Origin of the sequence: Capnocytophaga sp. oral taxon 902 (genome assembly GCF_013394735.1) — a bacterium.
Classification (GTDB): domain Bacteria; phylum Bacteroidota; class Bacteroidia; order Flavobacteriales; family Flavobacteriaceae; genus Capnocytophaga; species Capnocytophaga ochracea.
Genome location: NZ_CP058261.1, coordinates 382643 through 398906, shown reverse-complemented (window position 1 = coordinate 398906; position 16264 = coordinate 382643). Strand labels below are relative to the sequence as shown.

At 40.3% G+C, this 16264-nt stretch carries 17 protein-coding genes; 8 read left to right on the top strand and 9 right to left on the bottom strand.

Going from position 1 to position 16264, the window contains the following annotated elements:
- Genes HW278_RS01690 through HW278_RS01670 form a run of 5 tightly spaced genes read left to right on the top strand, consistent with a single transcriptional unit; the run spans position 1 to position 4403 of the window.
- Complete coding sequence (locus HW278_RS01690) at positions 1-426, top strand: hypothetical protein (protein ID WP_178976742.1); 426 nt, start codon at positions 1-3, stop codon at positions 424-426.
- Positions 427-461: 35 nt separating this feature from the next.
- Positions 462-1433 (top strand): ABC transporter ATP-binding protein, encoded by a 972-nt coding sequence (locus HW278_RS01685; RefSeq protein WP_178976741.1) that lies wholly within the window; start codon positions 462-464, stop codon positions 1431-1433.
- A complete protein-coding gene (locus tag HW278_RS01680; protein ID WP_178976740.1) occupies positions 1430-2167 on the top strand; it encodes an ABC transporter ATP-binding protein in 738 nt (245 codons plus the stop codon). The genes HW278_RS01685 and HW278_RS01680 overlap by 4 nt, the downstream gene beginning before the upstream one ends.
- 3 nt (positions 2168-2170) lie before the next feature.
- Positions 2171-3277 carry an ABC transporter permease gene (locus tag HW278_RS01675; protein ID WP_178976739.1) on the top strand — a complete coding sequence of 369 codons (1107 nt, stop codon included), beginning with the start codon at positions 2171-2173 and terminating at the stop codon, positions 3275-3277.
- A gap of 7 nt (positions 3278-3284) precedes the next feature.
- Positions 3285-4403: an ABC transporter permease gene (locus HW278_RS01670; RefSeq protein WP_178976738.1), complete on the top strand. Its 1119-nt coding sequence runs from the start codon at positions 3285-3287 to the stop codon at positions 4401-4403.
- A 282-nt stretch (positions 4404-4685) separates the two neighbouring features.
- On the opposite strand, the gene HW278_RS01665 is transcribed toward HW278_RS01670, so the two are convergent.
- The 6 genes from HW278_RS01665 to HW278_RS01640 all read right to left on the bottom strand — a co-directional run bounded on the left by HW278_RS01665 (position 4686) and on the right by HW278_RS01640 (position 11187).
- Entirely contained in the window at positions 4686-5414 is a 729-nt protein-coding gene (locus HW278_RS01665) for a Bax inhibitor-1 family protein (protein WP_009410716.1), read from the bottom strand.
- Between the two features lie 108 nt (positions 5415-5522).
- A complete protein-coding gene (fbaA, locus tag HW278_RS01660; RefSeq protein WP_002672889.1) occupies positions 5523-6590 on the bottom strand; it encodes a class II fructose-bisphosphate aldolase in 1068 nt (355 codons plus the stop codon).
- A 186-nt stretch (positions 6591-6776) separates the two neighbouring features.
- Positions 6777-6935 (bottom strand): hypothetical protein, encoded by a 159-nt coding sequence (locus HW278_RS01655; RefSeq protein WP_220389378.1) that lies wholly within the window; start codon positions 6933-6935, stop codon positions 6777-6779.
- A 136-nt stretch (positions 6936-7071) separates the two neighbouring features.
- Positions 7072-8442, bottom strand: a complete 1371-nt coding sequence (locus HW278_RS01650) for a M16 family metallopeptidase (protein WP_178976736.1) — start codon at positions 8440-8442, stop codon at positions 7072-7074.
- Positions 8443-8452: 10 nt separating this feature from the next.
- Entirely contained in the window at positions 8453-9721 is a 1269-nt protein-coding gene (locus tag HW278_RS01645; RefSeq protein WP_178976735.1) for a M16 family metallopeptidase, read from the bottom strand.
- Positions 9722-9819: 98 nt separating this feature from the next.
- Positions 9820-11187, bottom strand: coding sequence for a TlpA family protein disulfide reductase (locus HW278_RS01640; RefSeq protein WP_178976734.1), 1368 nt, complete (start codon positions 11185-11187; stop codon positions 9820-9822).
- A gap of 330 nt (positions 11188-11517) precedes the next feature.
- Here HW278_RS01640 and panD point away from each other — a divergent pair, with 330 nt between their 5' ends.
- Complete coding sequence (panD, locus tag HW278_RS01635; RefSeq protein WP_002672875.1) at positions 11518-11868, top strand: aspartate 1-decarboxylase; 351 nt, start codon at positions 11518-11520, stop codon at positions 11866-11868.
- Positions 11865-12818: a YbhN family protein gene (locus tag HW278_RS01630; protein ID WP_178976733.1), complete on the top strand. Its 954-nt coding sequence runs from the start codon at positions 11865-11867 to the stop codon at positions 12816-12818. Before panD ends, HW278_RS01630 begins: the two co-directional genes overlap by 4 nt.
- Before the next feature lie 80 nt (positions 12819-12898).
- Here the strand turns inward: HW278_RS01630 and rimM are convergent, their stop codons facing one another.
- The gene (rimM, locus tag HW278_RS01625; protein WP_178976732.1) at positions 12899-13432 is read right to left on the bottom strand and encodes a ribosome maturation factor RimM; all 534 of its coding nucleotides are present in this window, start codon (positions 13430-13432) and stop codon (positions 12899-12901) included.
- 4 nt (positions 13433-13436) lie between these two features.
- Complete coding sequence (locus HW278_RS01620; protein WP_178976731.1) at positions 13437-13988, bottom strand: 30S ribosomal protein S16; 552 nt, start codon at positions 13986-13988, stop codon at positions 13437-13439.
- 152 nt (positions 13989-14140) lie between these two features.
- On the opposite strand from HW278_RS01620, the gene HW278_RS01615 reads away from it, so the two are divergent.
- On the top strand, positions 14141-15169 hold the full coding sequence (locus tag HW278_RS01615) for a threonine aldolase family protein (RefSeq protein WP_178976730.1): 1029 nt from the start codon (positions 14141-14143) through the stop codon (positions 15167-15169).
- A 4-nt stretch (positions 15170-15173) separates the two neighbouring features.
- Here HW278_RS01615 and hemE read toward each other — a convergent pair whose 3' ends face one another.
- On the bottom strand, positions 15174-16199 hold the full coding sequence (hemE, locus tag HW278_RS01610) for a uroporphyrinogen decarboxylase (protein ID WP_178976729.1): 1026 nt from the start codon (positions 16197-16199) through the stop codon (positions 15174-15176).
- Positions 16200-16264 lie beyond the last annotated feature (65 nt).

Below are 16264 nucleotides of genomic sequence, written 5' to 3'. Positions count from 1 at the left end.
ATGTTTGATACAGAAGAATGTAGAATAACCCTTCTCACAGAGCGCACATACGAAGTAGCTTACTTAGGAGGGCGTATGTTGTTAAGATATGAAACACAACCTCCACACGGAGATGAGATTTGCTCAGTATATTTCCCTGAGTCAAACAACGAATTACCCTATTGGTGCTACCTGAGAAATATCAAGCAAATAAGTATAGATAAATTGACCAAAAGTCTCTTTATATCAATAGAAGCCGTGAAACCTCATCAGTGGTCAGGTGTTGTAACCCTAATTATTGATCCGAAACATAGTAAATATGCTTCTTTAGATGACTGGTATCCTTCTGTCAAAGCGGAAGAAAATAAGATTTGTTTTTATAATAGTTACACGGGAAAAGAATATATTTTAGATGATTTCCAACTGCTTAACTGGCAATCATTTTAAGAAAATAACATATTGATGAATCGACAAATCAACAAATGACAAGCATAAGTATACATAACCTCAGCAAGTCCTACGGCGATACTCACGCCGTGCAACACTTTTCCTTAGAAGTTAAAAAGGGCGAACTTTTCGGGCTCATCGGTCCCGATGGGGCGGGCAAAACCACCGTCTTTCGTATGCTCACCACCCTCCTCTTGCCTGATGAGGGCACTGCAAACATCGAGGGCTGGGATATCGTTAAGGACTATAAGGAAATCCGCAAGCACGTGGGCTATATGCCTGGGCGCTTCTCTCTGTACCAAGATCTCACTGTTGAGGAGAACCTCTCCTTCTTCGCTACCGTTTTTGGTACGACTATTTCTGAGAATTACGACCTTATCAAGGATATTTACGAGCAAATAAAGCCGTTTAGCAACCGTCGCGCGGGCAAGCTCTCAGGGGGTATGAAGCAGAAGTTAGCCCTTTGTTGCGCCCTCATTCACAAGCCCAAAGTCCTTTTGTTAGACGAGCCCACCACAGGGGTAGATGTGGTTTCACGCAAAGAGTTCTGGGAAATGCTGAAGAAACTGAAGGAGCAAGGCATCAGCATACTCGTTTCCACCCCTTATATGGATGAAGCCAGCCTGTGCGACCGCATAGCCTTAATACAATCAGGCAAGGTGCTTTCCACCAGCACCCCCGAGCAAATCATCGCCCAGTACCCTACGGCACTCTATGCTATCAAGGCTCCCGACCTATATGCTCTGCTTCAGCACCTGCGCGAGCACCCCAACATTGATAGCTGTTACCCCTTTGGCGAGTACCTACACATTACTCTCAAAGAAAACACCCACATTCTCATATTCGAGCAACAGCTGAAAACCACCTTCCCCCACCTCGAATGGGAAGCCATTACCCCCACCATCGAGGATAGTTTTATACGATTAATGGAGGGTGATGTAGGGGCGAATGGCAATTCGCCCTCACCTAATATCAACAAATTGACAAATCGGCAAATTAACAAATGAACGCAATCCACTGTCATAACCTAACAAAGCAATTCGGCGATTTCAAAGCCGTGAACAACATTTCCCTTACCGTTGAAAAAGGCGAAATCTTCGGTTTCCTCGGTGCCAATGGTGCGGGGAAAACCACTGCTATACGCATCTTCTGCGGACTCTCCTACCCTACTTCGGGCGAGGCTAGCGTAGCAGGCTTTGATGTCTATCGAGAGCAAGAGCAAATTAAAAAGCACATCGGCTATATGAGTCAGAAGTTTTCGTTGTATGACAACCTCACCGTGCAGGAAAACATCACCTTTTACGGAGGTGTCTATGGCTTGAGTCGCAAGGAAATCAAAACCCGCAGTACCGATCTTATCACCAAGCTCGGCTTGGAGGCAGAAGCCAACAAACTCGTAGGGTCGCTACCTCTTGGCTGGAAGCAGAAGCTCGCCTTCTCGGTGGCTATCTTCCATCGTCCCGAAATCGTATTCCTCGACGAGCCCACCGGTGGCGTAGACCCCATAACGCGCCGACAGTTCTGGGATATGATATACGAAGCCTCCGCACAGGGCATCACCGTATTCGTTACCACCCACTATATGGACGAAGCCGAATACTGCCACCGCATCAGCATAATGGTAGACGGCAAAGTGGAAGCAATGGATACGCCCACCCGACTTAAATCACAGTTTAATACCCATTCAATGGACGAGGTGTTCTACCAACTCGCCCGTAAAGCAAAACGTTCAGCAGACTAAACAATGAAACAGCTTATCGCCTTTATACGCAAGGAATTCTATCACGTATTCCGCGACCGTCGCACGCTACTGATACTCTTCGGTATTCCCATAGCGCAGATTATCCTTTTCGGTCAAGCCCTCAGCAGCGAGGTCAAGAATATCGGTATCGCTGTATTAGATGAGGCAAACAACACCTATAGCCAAGAAATCACACACCGCTTGCAGGCGAGTCCGTATTTTAAGTTAAAAGAGCCTCTGCTTCGTTACGACCAAGTAGAAGACCAATTCAAGCGTGGCACAATAAAAGCTGCGCTCATCTTCCCTTCCGATTTCGGCAAAGATCTCTACACCCCCAGTGGTACCTCGCTACAACTCATCACCGATGGGAGCGACCCCAATACGGCTAAAACAGTGCAAAACTACTTCTCGGCTATGGTAGCAAGCTATCAGCAAGAGCTGAACCCTACTGTGCAACTACCCTACCAGATAACCGTTGAAAACCGAATGCTGTATAACGAGGAGCAGAATGGCTCTATGAACTTCGTACCTGGGGTGATTGCGCTCGTCTTTATGATAGTGAGTACTGCCCTCACCTCGGTAGCGGTGGTGCGCGAAAAAGAGTTAGGCACTATGGAAATCCTTTTGGTATCGCCTTTCAAACCTATAATGATACTCATTGCCAAAGCTGTGCCTTACCTTATTCTCTCGCTCATCAACTTTACCGTGATACTCCTGCTATCGGTCTATATGCTTGATGTCCCGATACGTGGCAATCTGCTGTTGCTTTACGCCGAGAGTACTTTGTTTATCATCATCTGTTTGTCGTTGGGGCTACTCATATCCACCGTTACCGCCTCACAACAAACAGCTATGCTCATCGCTATGATGGGAATGATGCTCCCCACGGCTTTCTTTACCGGCTTTATGTTCCCCATAGAGAATATGCCTCTTATCTTTCAGGGGATATCTAAAGTCTTCCCCTCAAGTTATTACTACAGTATCGTGAAGAAAGTAATGCTCAAAGGATTGGATTTTACTTATGTATGGAAAGAAACGCTGATATTAATAGCAATGGCAGTAATTTTCTTAAGCCTTGCAATGAAGAAGTTTAAGATTAGATTACAATAAAGAAGAAATGAAAACCTTATCATTTATACTCCAAAAAGAATTTAAGCAGATATTCCGAGATAAGACCATCTTGGCAATGATGCTTGTGGCGCCTATGATGCAGCTGATTATATTGCCCTTAGTTGCCAATTTCGATGTGAAGAACATTAACCTTGTGTATATCGACCACGACCAGAGTACCTATTCTCACCAACTGATACAGAAGATTACTGCCTCGGGTTACTTTAAACTCGTAGAGGCTCCTTTCTCTTACAAAGAAGGCATCGCCCTGATAGAAGACGGTAAAGCTGATGTAGTTTTGGAAGTATCCGAAGGTTTTGAGCGCAACCTCGTACGCGAAGGAAAGCAGACACTCGGTCTCTCTATCGATGCGATTAATGGGAGCAAATCGTCCTTAGGGGGAGCCTATTTGCTTTCGGTAATACGCGATTTCAACACCCAGCTCGATATAAATGTGAAAACACCCCAACGGATAAGCAATATAGCCAAATTCAGTGTGGCGAATACACACTGGTACAATCCCTATATGCAATATACGCGCTATATTGTTCCAGGCATTTTAGCTATATTACTCACTATTATCGGGGGCTTTCTTTCAGCTCTCAATGTAGTCAAAGAAAAGGAAATAGGCACTATCGAGCAGATTAATGTAACGCCTATCAAGAAGTGGCAGTTTATCTTAGGCAAGCTCATTCCCTTTTTGGTAGTGGGGCTCATTCTCTTTACCTTGGGGCTCACCGTGATGTATGTAGTCTATGGTATCTTCCCCGCAGGAAATCTACTCACCTTATACGCCTTTGCGATAATGTACCTCATCGCGATTCTCGGCTTCGGACTTCTAGTTTCCACCTATGCCGATTCGCAGTTGCAAGCTATGTTTATCGCCTATTTCTTTATAATGATATTCCTTTTGATGAGTGGTTTCCTCACCAGTGTAGACAGTATGCCCGCGTGGAGTCAACAGGTGAGTAATGCTATTCCGGTAACCCATTTTGTGAATGCTGTCCGCTTAATTGTGCTCAAAGGCAGTAGTTTTGCACAATTACACATAGAGTTTTTGTATCTTGTAGGATTCGCTGTGCTACTTAATAGTTGGGCTATTTGGAATTATAAGAAGACAAGCTAACATAATCTCTCATATAACCTCATATAATACAAGAGTTCCATCAAGAGTACTAATCTCATTGTACTCAATGATGGAACTTATCATTTACAGTCTATTAGAATTGGTTTGCAAATTTTGCGTCGCTACACTTTGCCAAAGTTTCAGACTTTGGCAAAGTTGATACACTAATAATCAGTTATTTTTTTAGTATATCGTAGAGGCAATTTGCAAATCGCTCTCTAAGGACAAGTCTATTTATTCGCAATTTATTTTTGTTTGACTATAATATTTTAGGAGAACAGATTAGTCTCTTCTCGACATAAGTATTCTCAATATATACCAAAAAAGTAGCATAATAGAAGAGAACAACTGCAAGGCTGCCCCTACGTATTGGTCTGTGCTATATACATTTTTGATGTTATAAGTTTCATATAGTATACCACCTGCTGCCAAAGCAACCATTGCTACTGAGAACCAAAGTCCTAAATCGAAACCAAAGATAGCTCCTGCCACGATAAGTCCTAAGGCTACAAAACCTCCTATTACCAATATACTACGCAAGAACGAAAAGTCTACACGGGTGAGGAATACCACCGCTGTAAGTCCGCCAAATAAAGCAAGTGTAATAATACCGGCTTGCGAGAGGATAGCCGTACCATCGGTAAAGTACATCGCCAAAAAGATTATTGGCATAAAGATAACAGCTTCAAGTAACACATAAAGCCCTAAGCCCATATATTGGGTATTCTTATCTTGTGCTTGCGTCCATTTGCTGGCAAGGATTGAGCCTAACCAAAAGCCTCCCAAAATCAATAGCCATACCCATTTGCCACTTACCATAGAGATGATAAGGCTTTCTGGTACTACATTTAGCAAAATAGCTTCTACAGCTATAAATGCCAAAAGTGCCATTGCTACGTGTGAGTAAGTTTTGCGGTAAAAGGTAGCTTGTGCCTCATTAGTAGCATAGCTTACTATTTGAGGTGATTGATAGTTAGTGTTGTAACTGTCGTAATTTGAATTATATCCCATATGTTTAATTAAAAATGTTTGTGTTCATATATCAAAAACTTTGCCAAAAAGTCTATTGGCAGAGGTTGCTGTAGCTTTTTGGCAAAGTTATCAGGTGGGGAAATACTACTATAAAGTATTTACGTTGTTAAGGTCTTCAAACGCTTTTTTCAAACGAGTAACAAATGTCTTTTCGCCTTCACGAAGCCATACACGTGGGTCGTAGTATTTCTTGTTAGGCGCTTCGGGACCTTCTGGGTTACCTATTTGTCCTTGCAAGTAAGCTGATTTAGCTTTCATATAGTCGCGAACACCTTCAGTGAAAGCGTATTGCAAGTCGGTATCAATATTCATTTTGATTACACCATAAGAAATAGCCTCGCGGATTTCTTCGAGGGTAGAGCCTGAACCTCCGTGGAATACGAGGTCAAGTGCGTTGTGAGGCAAATTGTATTTCTTTGAAACGTAGTCTTGTGAATTTCTTAAAATTTTTGGTGTCAATTTCACATTGCCAGGTTTGTACACCCCGTGAACGTTACCAAAAGCAGCTGCAATGGTGAATTGTGAGCTAATTTTAGAAAGTTCTTCGTAAGCGTAAGCTACGTCTTCTGGTTGTGTGAAGAGCCTGCTACTATCTACGTGTGAGTTGTCTACCCCGTCTTCTTCACCACCGGTCATACCGAGTTCTATTTCCAAAGTCATATCCATTTTGCTCATACGTTCAAGATAACGTTTGCAAGTTTCAATATTTTCTTTGATAGGCTCTTCCGATAGGTCAATCATATGTGAGCTGAACAATGGTTTACCTGTTTCTTTGAAGTGTTTTTCTGATGCTTCAAGCATACCATCAAGCCAAGGAAGTAATTTTTTAGCGCAGTGGTCAGTGTGCAAAATGATAGATGCTCCGTAGGCTTCTGCCAATTGGTGAACGTGTTTAGCACCTGCTACCGCTCCGAGAACTGAAGCGCGTTGGTTGTCGTTATTCAATCCTTTACCAGCCATAAACTGAGCACCACCGTTAGAAAATTGGATAATCATTGGGGCATTTACAGCTACTGAAGTTTCTAATGCAGCGTTGATAGAGTTTGAACTGATAACGTTGGCTGCAGGAAGAGCAAAGCCTTTTTCTTTAGCGTATTTAAATACTTCTTGTACTTCTTTTCCAAGAATTACGCCTTTTTTAATGTTATGTGCCATTCTTTAATATAATTAATTTTAGTTTTCAGAATTACTCATTATGTCATAATTGACGGCAAAGATACGATTTTCTCATATATCTTCAAAATAAATCTTATATTTTTTAGTTCAAATAACCAAAATTACTTCGTATTTTTCACCACTTATCTTCGACTTATATTTGGTTTAGATGTTCCCTTTCTTCGTTCATTGTTCGTCTTTTGTTCGTCTTTTGTTCGTCTTTTGTTCGTCTTTTGTTCGTCTTTTGTTCGTCTTTTGTTCGTCTTTTGTTCGTCTTTTGTTCGTCTTTTGTTCGTCTTTTGTTCGTCTTTTGTTCGTCTTTTGTTCGTCATTCCTTCGTCCCACTTTTCCGTTACTACACTCCCTCTCCTTGGGAGAGGGTTGGGGAGAGGATATTTTGTTCATCTGCCTGTCGTGCTACGACTGCCCGTGCGGCTCGCACCTGCCTGTGCGACTTGTACCTTTAACGCTTCATTTTTCACTAAATTGCTTCCCCATACTTATCAAAATACTTCACAAAGATTTTTTTCCCCTCAAAGCTAATATTTTCAAGCTCTCTTGCTATCTCACTGCCTTTGCCTACAATGATGATTCTGAAGTTTTCTAATAGGAAATAGCTATTAGCAACTCGTTGTACGTCTTCTTTGGTTACTGCATTGATGTTTGCAATATAGTTCTTGTAAAAATCTTCGGGTAGGTTGCGCACTTTTATATTGATAGCGTAATTGGCAATCGTCTGCGGACGCTCGGTAGCCAGTACAAACTGACCTAAGTACTGTGCTTTGGCTTGTGCCAACTTTTCTTCACTCACTACACTAGTTTGTATGCGCTTCACTTCTTTGAGTATCTCCCTAATAGCAGGTGCTGTTACGGCATTCCCTACTTTGGTCTTGATGCTGAAATTGCCTTTTGTCCATTTATCCGTTTTGAAAGTAGAAAAAGCTCCATAAGTATAGCCGTGTTCTTCCCGCAAATTCATATTGATATAACTGCCAAAATCTCCACCTAAAATACTGTTGGCTACCAATAGAGGAAAGTAATCAGGGTGCGACATTTTTAGGTCGATGAGGTTCGTAACCCTTATTTCCGATTGTAACGCGCTGGGTAAGTCTATAAAGTTGATTTGTGTTTCACTTACATTCTCAGGAATATATAAGGCAGGAGCTTCTTCTGAAAAAGGTTGCCAATTAGCGAAATGTTCGTTTACCAAAGTAATTACCTCTTGGGGGTTTACATCACCTGTAACAACCAAATAGGCGTTGTTAGGTACAAAACGTTTGCGGTAATAGTTAGTTACATCGTCTAAGGTGAGGGTAGCGATGTGAGCTTCGGTAATGTATTCGCCGTAAGGGTGAGCCGTACTGTAGCGCAAGGTTTGTTGTACGCGCTTCATAATTACTTCGGCATTACTCTCATTGGCACGAATACTTTGGATAATGCGTGCTTTTTCTTTTTCCATATCCTCTACGGTGAAGTTAGGGTGCAGGGCAGCATCGGCAATGAGAGCCAACACACGCGGGAAGTATTTAGAGAGTACTTGGGCATAAACGCCATTAGAAGCGATAGAGAGAGTCGCTGCGAGATAGTCTATTTCCTCATTAAAATCGTCTTTACTGATAGAGGTAGAGCCATTGCCCGCCATTAGCGAAATAAGGTCAGAAATCCCTTTCTTTTCTTTTTCTAATTCCGGACATTCGTCTAACGAAAGGCGAATTCCCACTTGAGGAAGTTTATGGTTCTCCACAATAAGGAGAGTGAGTCCGTTCGGGAGGGTATGAGTAACAGGTGTCCCTAAATTAATGATAGGAGCAGCTCCTGGGGTGGGTTGTATAGAGCGGTCTATATGTGTCATTTTTGTTTACTTATAGATTTGAAGGTAAATAATTGAGGTCTAAACGTTGGTTTTTGTCCAAATACTTGCGTGCAGCCTCTCTGATATCCTCTCGGGTAATAGTGCGATAGTGGTCTATAGCCTTGTTAATAAGGTTAGTGTCTTTGTAGAAAGTATAGTTATCTGCCAAAGAGAGGGCAATTCCTTCCATATGGCTATTTTGAGCCACAAAGTTAGCCTCTATCTGGTTTTGTAACTTTTCATATTCTCGCTCACTGATGAGTTCGGTTTGTAGTCTTGTAATTTCTTCGTCCATTTCTTGTGCCAAAGTTTCCAAACTCACACCGTCCATAGGGAGTGCTCCCATTATATAAACGCCATAATCTTCTTGAGCGTCCGAAAAAGCCAATACCTGCAAAGCTGTTTGATGCTCGTCTATCATCTTTTTGTAGAGGCGAGCGCTTTTGCCGTCAGTGAGAATGTTAGAAAGCAAGTCGATAGTAAACGAATCTTTGTCCGTCATTGCGGGAGTGCGATAGGCATATAGTTTCAGTGGGATTTGTATATTAGGGTCGTATTCGGTTACCTCAATAGTTTCAGTGATAGGAGCTTCTTCTATTTTGTTGCGTTGTATAGCATTACCTGTATTAGGAATGGTCGCAAAGTATTGTTCTATCCATTCTTTGGTCGGTACCGTATCGAAATCCCCTGCCACCACCAGTACAGCGTTGTTAGGGTTGTAAAACTTCTTCTTAAATGCGATAAACTCCTCTAAGCTCGCAGCGTCTAAATGTTCCACTTTTCCAATTACTGTTCCCGAATAAGGGTGTTTTTTAAAAAGGTACGGATTGATAACCGAGCGGTACATTATCCTACCGTAAGGTGCATTGTCTATACGTTGGTTTTTCTCTTCTTTTACCACTGAATTTTGAGTCCTTACTCCAATCTCATTGATAACAGGGTGCAACATACGTTCAGCTTCCATCCACAAGCCTAATTGCAAATTGTTAGACGGGAAGACTTCATAATAATAAGTTTTGTCCTGCGTAGTAAAAGCATTGTTATGTCCGCCATTTGCCGATACAATATCAAACCATTTGGCACGTGCTATATGCTGAGTGCCTTCAAAAAGGAGATGCTCAAAAAAGTGGGCAAAGCCAGTGCGGGTAGGGTCTTCGTCTTTGGCACCTACGTGATACATTACTCCTATGGTAACCACAGGAGCTGAGTTATCTCGGTGAAGAATCACGTGTAGTCCATTAGAGAGGTCGTATTCTTCAAAAATGAGAGATTGAGCCATAGTTAATTAGTCGATTTGTCAATGAGATAATTAGCAAAAAAACTTTGCTAAAGTCTGTATGGCTTTAGCAAAGTTGTTCAATATGAAAAAAGTATTTGTTATAAATTCGCGTTGATAAGTTCTTTTACCTTAGCATCTGATGGTCTAGGTGCACTAATGCTAATGATTTTACCATTCTTTACTAACATAAAACGAGGAATACCGCTTAGGTCGTAGTTATCTATGAAATCGCGGTTCATACTTAGGTTAGTGTATAGTTGGATACCACTCAGCTTCTCACGTTGTACGGCAGCTTTCCAAGCCTCTTTGTCTTGGTCTACTGAAATACTTACAAAAGTAACGGGTTTGCCTTTGTATGCTTCTTGCAAAGCCTTCATACTTGGTATTTCTTTTATACAAGGTTTACACCAAGTTGCCCAAACGTCGATGTAAAGTAATTTGTCTTTAAGACTTTCATAAGATACTGGTTTACCATTCAAATCTTCAGCTGTAAAAGGAGGAAAATCTTTGCCAGGTTTTAGTCTTTCAAGTACCGCTATACGTCTGTCTAACTCTTTTAAGGCAGCAGTGTCTTTCACGTTTTCTTTGATACTTTTGATGAGTTCAGCATTTTCTTCAGGAGTGTTAGCTACTGAAACTCCACTGATAAAATAACGAGTAAGGTCTGCTTTAATGTTTTTAGATTTCAGACCTTTTACGTGTGCGATGAGTTTACCCCAAGGGTTTTCGTCGCTTTCGTTATCCTGAAACTTATCGAATAGTTTATTAGTAACTAATTCTTTGTAAGCTCTGTAGGTATTATAATCTTCAGCGATATCATAATCTATCTTAGCGAGCTCATCAGCAAACTCTTTAGGAAGTGCTACCTCTTCTTGAGTAAGTTTTTGGTGTGCATTTTTGTAAATAGATTTTAAGTAAAGCATTTCGTAGTTAATAGCCTTTTCCTCTTTTTTGACAAAGTCTTTAGAGAGGTTCTTAGTGTTTTTCAAAAGGTCAGTATACTTTTTGCTATACTCATTTACGGCTGTTTTAAAATCTGCAGGTGCTTTAACTAAAAGTTGTTGCATACCACCACTTTTCTGAATTTCCATCGTAAGGTCAGCTTTCTTGTGCAAATAAGCATTTGCAAGCGTATCTTTGCCCGAGAACTTTATTTCTAAAGGCATCTTAGTGAGGTCGATATTAACCCCAAGTTCGTCTCCTTGCTCTAAATACAACGGAATTTCTATTCCCTGAGGATTGAAAATAGTATAGTAATTAGAAGGTACGCGAAGCGTGTCTTGAAAAGTACCATCGGGTTTGATATGCAATGGCTGGTCTACTTCACCACCTATTATCTTCAGCTCCAAAGGAATCCCATTAGTGCCTTCTACTTTTCCTGAAAGCACTATATAATCAGCTCGTTTACTACAAGCTACAAAGCCTATTGCGGCTAACGACAAAATAAATAGTCTTTTCATCATCATTTGTAAAAATATAATTAGGTGGCAAAGATAAGAATATTTTTTAGTAAACAAGCACTTTCTTCCTATTTTTTTCTATTGTAATTTATGCAAAATAAATCTTTCTAACTAAAAACTGAGAATGACAACCTCATTTATATAAAATTACTATTCTTTAAGATGTTGAATATTAAACTTATAAATACTCTTTGTATAACAATCGTCCAAGATTCGTCCAAGGTTTGTATAAGCTAAGGGTAGGGCAGAGGTAAGCATAATTTTTTTCTTTCTTACACTGTTTTCAATTTTTTAACGTACATTTGCGCCGTTTTTTAAAACAATACAAATATAAATATGCAAATAGAAGTATTAAAATCTAAAATTCACCGCGTTAAGGTTACAGGAGCCGATTTAGATTATATCGGAAGCATTACCATTGACGAAGATTTGTTGGAGGCAGCTCAAATGATTGAGGGAGAAAAGGTGTCGATTGTAGATGTTAATAATGGCGAACGCTTCGAAACTTATATTATTAAAGGGAAAAGAAAATCAGGTGCTATTGTACTGAATGGTCCTGCTGCTCGTAAAGTGCAAAAAGGTGATATCATCATCATCATATCCTACGCTTTAATGGATTTTGAAGAAGCTAAAACTTTTAAGCCTTCTATTATCTTCCCTAATGAAACAACCAACCTAATCGAATGAAAAAGTTCTTAAAGATAGCCCTTCCGATATTTGTAGGCGTTTTCTTGTGTTGGTATGCTTATCGCCAATTTAACGAAGAGCAGTTTGTCCAAATAAAACACACTTTTCTAAACGCCGATTACTTCTATATCATTTTGGCTGTTTTTTTAGGATTTTTAAGTGATCTTTCTCGAGCCATACGTTGGCATTTGTTGCTAAAACCTTTGGGTTACCGCACAGCTTTCTTACATAGAGCAATGGCTGTGTTCATTGGTTATTTGGTGAATGTAACCATACCGCGTTCAGGCGAGGTCTCTCGTGCGTTAGTAGTAAGCAATTACGACGGAGTCCCTTTCGAGAAATCATTAGGCACTATCATCTCCGAACGAATTATCGACCTGCTTTTACTTTTCCTATTCACTATGCTCGCTTTCATTCTCCAATTCGAGGTTATAAGCAACTTTCTTCTCTCCAAAATCCCTTTCCAAAAACTAATGTGGTTAATGGGTATAGGAGTTTTTTCGTTTATAGTTTTTTTGTATTTCATTTACACTTCCGATAAACCTTTTTTTATCAAGGTAAAAGTCTTTTTAAACGGAATAAAGGAAGGAATCCTATCAGTCGTAAAAATAAAACATAGAACACTATTTCTTTTTCATACTCTTTTTATTTGGGCAATGTACTTTTTGATGTTCTATATTCCATTTTTTGCCCTACCCGAAACCGCACATATCAGTTTGCCCAATGTGCTTACAGCCTTTGTGGTGGGTAGTTTTGCAATGACCTTCACCAATGCAGGCTTTGGTTCTTATCCCTTTTTTATTGCCGAAGTACTATTTTTGTTTGGAGTAGCTACTCCTGTGGGTACAGCCTTTGGTTGGATTGTATGGACGTCACAATTTGCTATGACGCTCTTATTGGGAAGCCTTTCATTCTTCTTTCTTCCCTTGTTGAAGAAGCATAATCCGTAGATTTTTTTCTTATTAAGGTAAATAAAACAAGGTTATCAAAAGCTGTTTTGATAACCTTGTTTTATATTTTATGCTTGTACTTAATTTTCTAAATACAAATCAATAAGCCCTTCTGGGGTTTTTACAATAATTTTCTTGTGGGCTCTATCTATCTTCTCAATAAACTCATCAGCCATAGGAATAAGTATCTCATTTCCGTTCTCATTCTCAATTTCAAATAACGCTTGAGAAGTACTGTCGTTTATTCCAACTATTTTCCCTACTACTCCGTAGTACACATCTTCCACCTGAAACCCTATCACTTCGTGGTAATAAAACTTATTCCCCGATAGTTTAGGCAATACCGCAAGAGGTAAATATACTTTGTGCTTCAATAGAGCTTCTGCATCAGCCTCAGTTTCTATCTCTTCAAACTTCACGCGCAATAAATCCGACTTGTGTAAAGTGCTCTTTTCAATAAAAAAAGGAACCAGATTATTGCCTAAGGCAATAAATACTGATTCCATTTCTTCATACATTTCAGGGTCGTCGGAATCTAACTTAATTAGCACCTCGCCCTTAAAACTAAACTTCGACACAATTGTTCCTATATAAAAACAATCTTTTAAAGTCATAGGGTTATGCCTCAGTTTCGTTATTTTCTTCAGCAGGAGCTTCAGCTTCGGTAGCTTCCGTAGCTTCTGTAACCTCTTTGGTAGCTTCAGCTGTTGCTTCGGTAGCTTTAGCTACAGCAGCATTCTTGCGTTTCTCATTAGCTTCTTTTTCAGCGTCCAAAGCCTTTGCTTTTGCTTCTGCTTTCTCTTTAGCTAATTTTTGCTCTTTTGTAGATACTTTGTTAGCTTTCTCTTCTACCCAAGCATTGAACTTAGCCTCTGCTTGTTCTTCGGTCAAAGCTCCTTTGGCAACTCCACCAAGCAAGTGGTATTTAAGCAATACCCCTTTGTAAGAAAGAATACGACGTGCTGTGTCGCTAGGTTGTGCTCCGTTTTTCAACCATTTTACAGCTGCATCTACATCTATTTCAATCTGAGCAGGATTGCTGACAGGATTGTAAGTTCCTAACTTTTCAAGGAATTTACCATCTCTTTTTGCACGTGAATTAGCAGCTACAATCCAATAGAAAGGCTTGCCTTTTTTTCCGTGACGTTGTAATCTAATTTTTACTGGCATAAAAAATTTAATTAGTGAGGTTCACGACCTCGTTATTAATTCGGGCGCAAAAGTAATAAATTTTTTCATATTCACAACGTTCTTACATAAAAAAGTTTTACTTTTGCATTCTGAATTCGTAATAGCAGCTCTCTATTACCTTTGAACAAACTATGAAAATATCATTTAAAAACGACTATTCCGAAGGGGCTCACCCTTCTATTTTAAACCGAATGTTAGAAAGCAACCTCGAACAACAACAAGGATATGGTTGTGATACTTATACTAATAAAGCAAAAGCTCTTATTGCCGAAAAACTAAATAATCCTCAAAGTAAAATATATTTCGTAAGCGGAGGTACACAAGCCAATCTCTTAGCATTAGGAGCAATGTTACGTCCTTATGAGAGCGTTATTACTTGCGAAACCTCTCATATTTGCGATAGCGAAACAGGTGCTATCGAAGCTACCGGACATAAAATACACCTCACCCCCGCAATAGATGGCAAAATACAACTTGATGATATTCGTGAAGTAGCTACTTGTTACACCAATTTTCCTCATCAAGTAGTGCCCCGATTAGTATATATTTCCAATGCTACCGAAGTAGGCTCTATCTATACGCTTCAAGAATTAAAAGATTTGTACCACCTGTGTCAAGAACTAAACCTTTTACTCTATATCGATGGAGCGCGTTTAGCTCACGCTCTCAATGCTTCTGGCAATGATATTACTTGGGAAGATTTAGCTCGTTATACCGATGCTTTCTATATAGGAGCTACTAAAAATGGGGCAATAATGGGAGAAGCAATTGTTTTAAACAATCCTGAACTTCAATTGGGCTTTGAGTACCATATCAAACAAAAAGGGGCTTTACTTGCCAAAGGAAGGTTTCTCGGCATACAGTTCTTGGAGCTTTTCCAAAACAATTTATTTAACGAATTAGCCCTTCACGCAAATGCTCAAGCTAAACGTATCCAAGACGCTTTTATAGAAAAAGGAGTACACTTCTTGTCGCATACTCCTACTAATCAGGTGTTCCCTATTCTCACTAATGAGCAAGTAGCTCTTCTCCAAAGGCAATTCGATTTTTATATATGGAAGAAAGTCGATGAAACCCATACTGCCATACGTCTTATCACTTCTTGGGCTACTAAACCAGAAAATGTGGATACTCTCATTAACGTTATTAAAAAACTATAGCTTTTTATAAGCGATAAGATTTTACTGCCTCTACAAAAGCAATAGCGTTTTCTACGGGCACATTAGGTAAGATACCGTGCCCTAAGTTAGCGATATAATGGTCTTTTCCAAAAGCATCTATCATCTCTTTCACCTTCTGTTTGATTTCGGCAGGAGGTGCTAAGAGTCGTGAGGGGTCGAAGTTACCTTGTAATACTTTTTTACCTCTTGTAAGTTCGCGCGCTATTTCAGGAGCACACGTCCAGTCTACGCCCAAAGCAGCTACATTAGAAGTCGCCATTTCAGGCAAAGCATACCAACAGCCTTTCGCGAAGACAATCACTTTGGTAAAAGGAGCAAGAGCTTCTACTATCTGGTTGAGGTATTGCCACGAGAATGTGCGATAGTCGTTAGGAGCTAACACTCCTCCCCAGCTATCAAAAAGCTGTACGGCATCTACCCCTGCTTTTACTTTTTCTTTCAGGTAAAGAATCGTTGTGTCAGTAATCTTTTGCAATAAGCTATGTGCTACCGAAGACTGCGTAAAACAAAGCTCCTTAGCCGTCGAAAAATCACGTGAACCTGAGCCTTCCACCACATAACAGAAAATCGTCCAAGGCGAACCCGCAAAGCCAATTAAGGGCACACGATTGTTCAGCATTTGCTTAGTGAGCTTTACTGCCTCCATTACGTAGCCCAAACGCTCTTCAATATTAGGCACAATTACTTGTTCCACATCTTTAGCTGTACGGATAGGCTTAGGCAACCACGGTCCCACGCCTTTTTTCATTTCTACTTCTATATTCATAGCCTGAGGCACTACCAATATGTCCGAAAACAATATCGCAGCATCTACCCCTACTATATCTACCGGTTGTACGGTGATTTCCGCAGCCAGCTCCGGTGTCTGACAGCGCGTAAAGAAGTCGTATTTATCGCGTAAAGCTCTAAATTCGGGCAAATAGCGTCCTGCTTGACGCATCATCCACACAGGCGGTCGTTCAGTAACCTCACCGTTGAGTACTCTTAAGAATAAGTCGTTTTGTATCATATTTTAATTTACATAAAGAAGACTGCCCAAGAACAAAGTTCATTGGACAGTCGTTATAAAAGGAA

Coding starts and splice junctions, on each gene's coding strand:
- HW278_RS01685 (WP_178976741.1), top strand. CDS start 462: ATGACAAGCATAAGTATACATAACCTCAGCAAGTCCTACGGCGATACT.
- HW278_RS01680 (WP_178976740.1), top strand. CDS start 1,430: ATGAACGCAATCCACTGTCATAACCTAACAAAGCAATTCGGCGATTTC.
- HW278_RS01615 (WP_178976730.1), top strand. CDS start 14,141: ATGAAAATATCATTTAAAAACGACTATTCCGAAGGGGCTCACCCTTCT.
- HW278_RS01675 (WP_178976739.1), top strand. CDS start 2,171: ATGAAACAGCTTATCGCCTTTATACGCAAGGAATTCTATCACGTATTC.
- HW278_RS01630 (WP_178976733.1), top strand. CDS start 11,865: ATGAAAAAGTTCTTAAAGATAGCCCTTCCGATATTTGTAGGCGTTTTC.
- HW278_RS01645 (WP_178976735.1), bottom strand. CDS start 9,721: ATGGCTCAATCTCTCATTTTTGAAGAATACGACCTCTCTAATGGACTA.
- HW278_RS01650 (WP_178976736.1), bottom strand. CDS start 8,442: ATGACACATATAGACCGCTCTATACAACCCACCCCAGGAGCTGCTCCT.
- rimM (WP_178976732.1), bottom strand. CDS start 13,432: ATGACTTTAAAAGATTGTTTTTATATAGGAACAATTGTGTCGAAGTTT.
- HW278_RS01670 (WP_178976738.1), top strand. CDS start 3,285: ATGAAAACCTTATCATTTATACTCCAAAAAGAATTTAAGCAGATATTC.
- fbaA (WP_002672889.1), bottom strand. CDS start 6,590: ATGGCACATAACATTAAAAAAGGCGTAATTCTTGGAAAAGAAGTACAA.
- hemE (WP_178976729.1), bottom strand. CDS start 16,199: ATGATACAAAACGACTTATTCTTAAGAGTACTCAACGGTGAGGTTACT.
- HW278_RS01665 (WP_009410716.1), bottom strand. CDS start 5,414: ATGGGATATAATTCAAATTACGACAGTTACAACACTAACTATCAATCA.
- HW278_RS01620 (WP_178976731.1), bottom strand. CDS start 13,988: ATGCCAGTAAAAATTAGATTACAACGTCACGGAAAAAAAGGCAAGCCT.
- HW278_RS01640 (WP_178976734.1), bottom strand. CDS start 11,187: ATGATGATGAAAAGACTATTTATTTTGTCGTTAGCCGCAATAGGCTTT.
- HW278_RS01690 (WP_178976742.1), top strand. CDS start 1: ATGTTTGATACAGAAGAATGTAGAATAACCCTTCTCACAGAGCGCACA.
- panD (WP_002672875.1), top strand. CDS start 11,518: ATGCAAATAGAAGTATTAAAATCTAAAATTCACCGCGTTAAGGTTACA.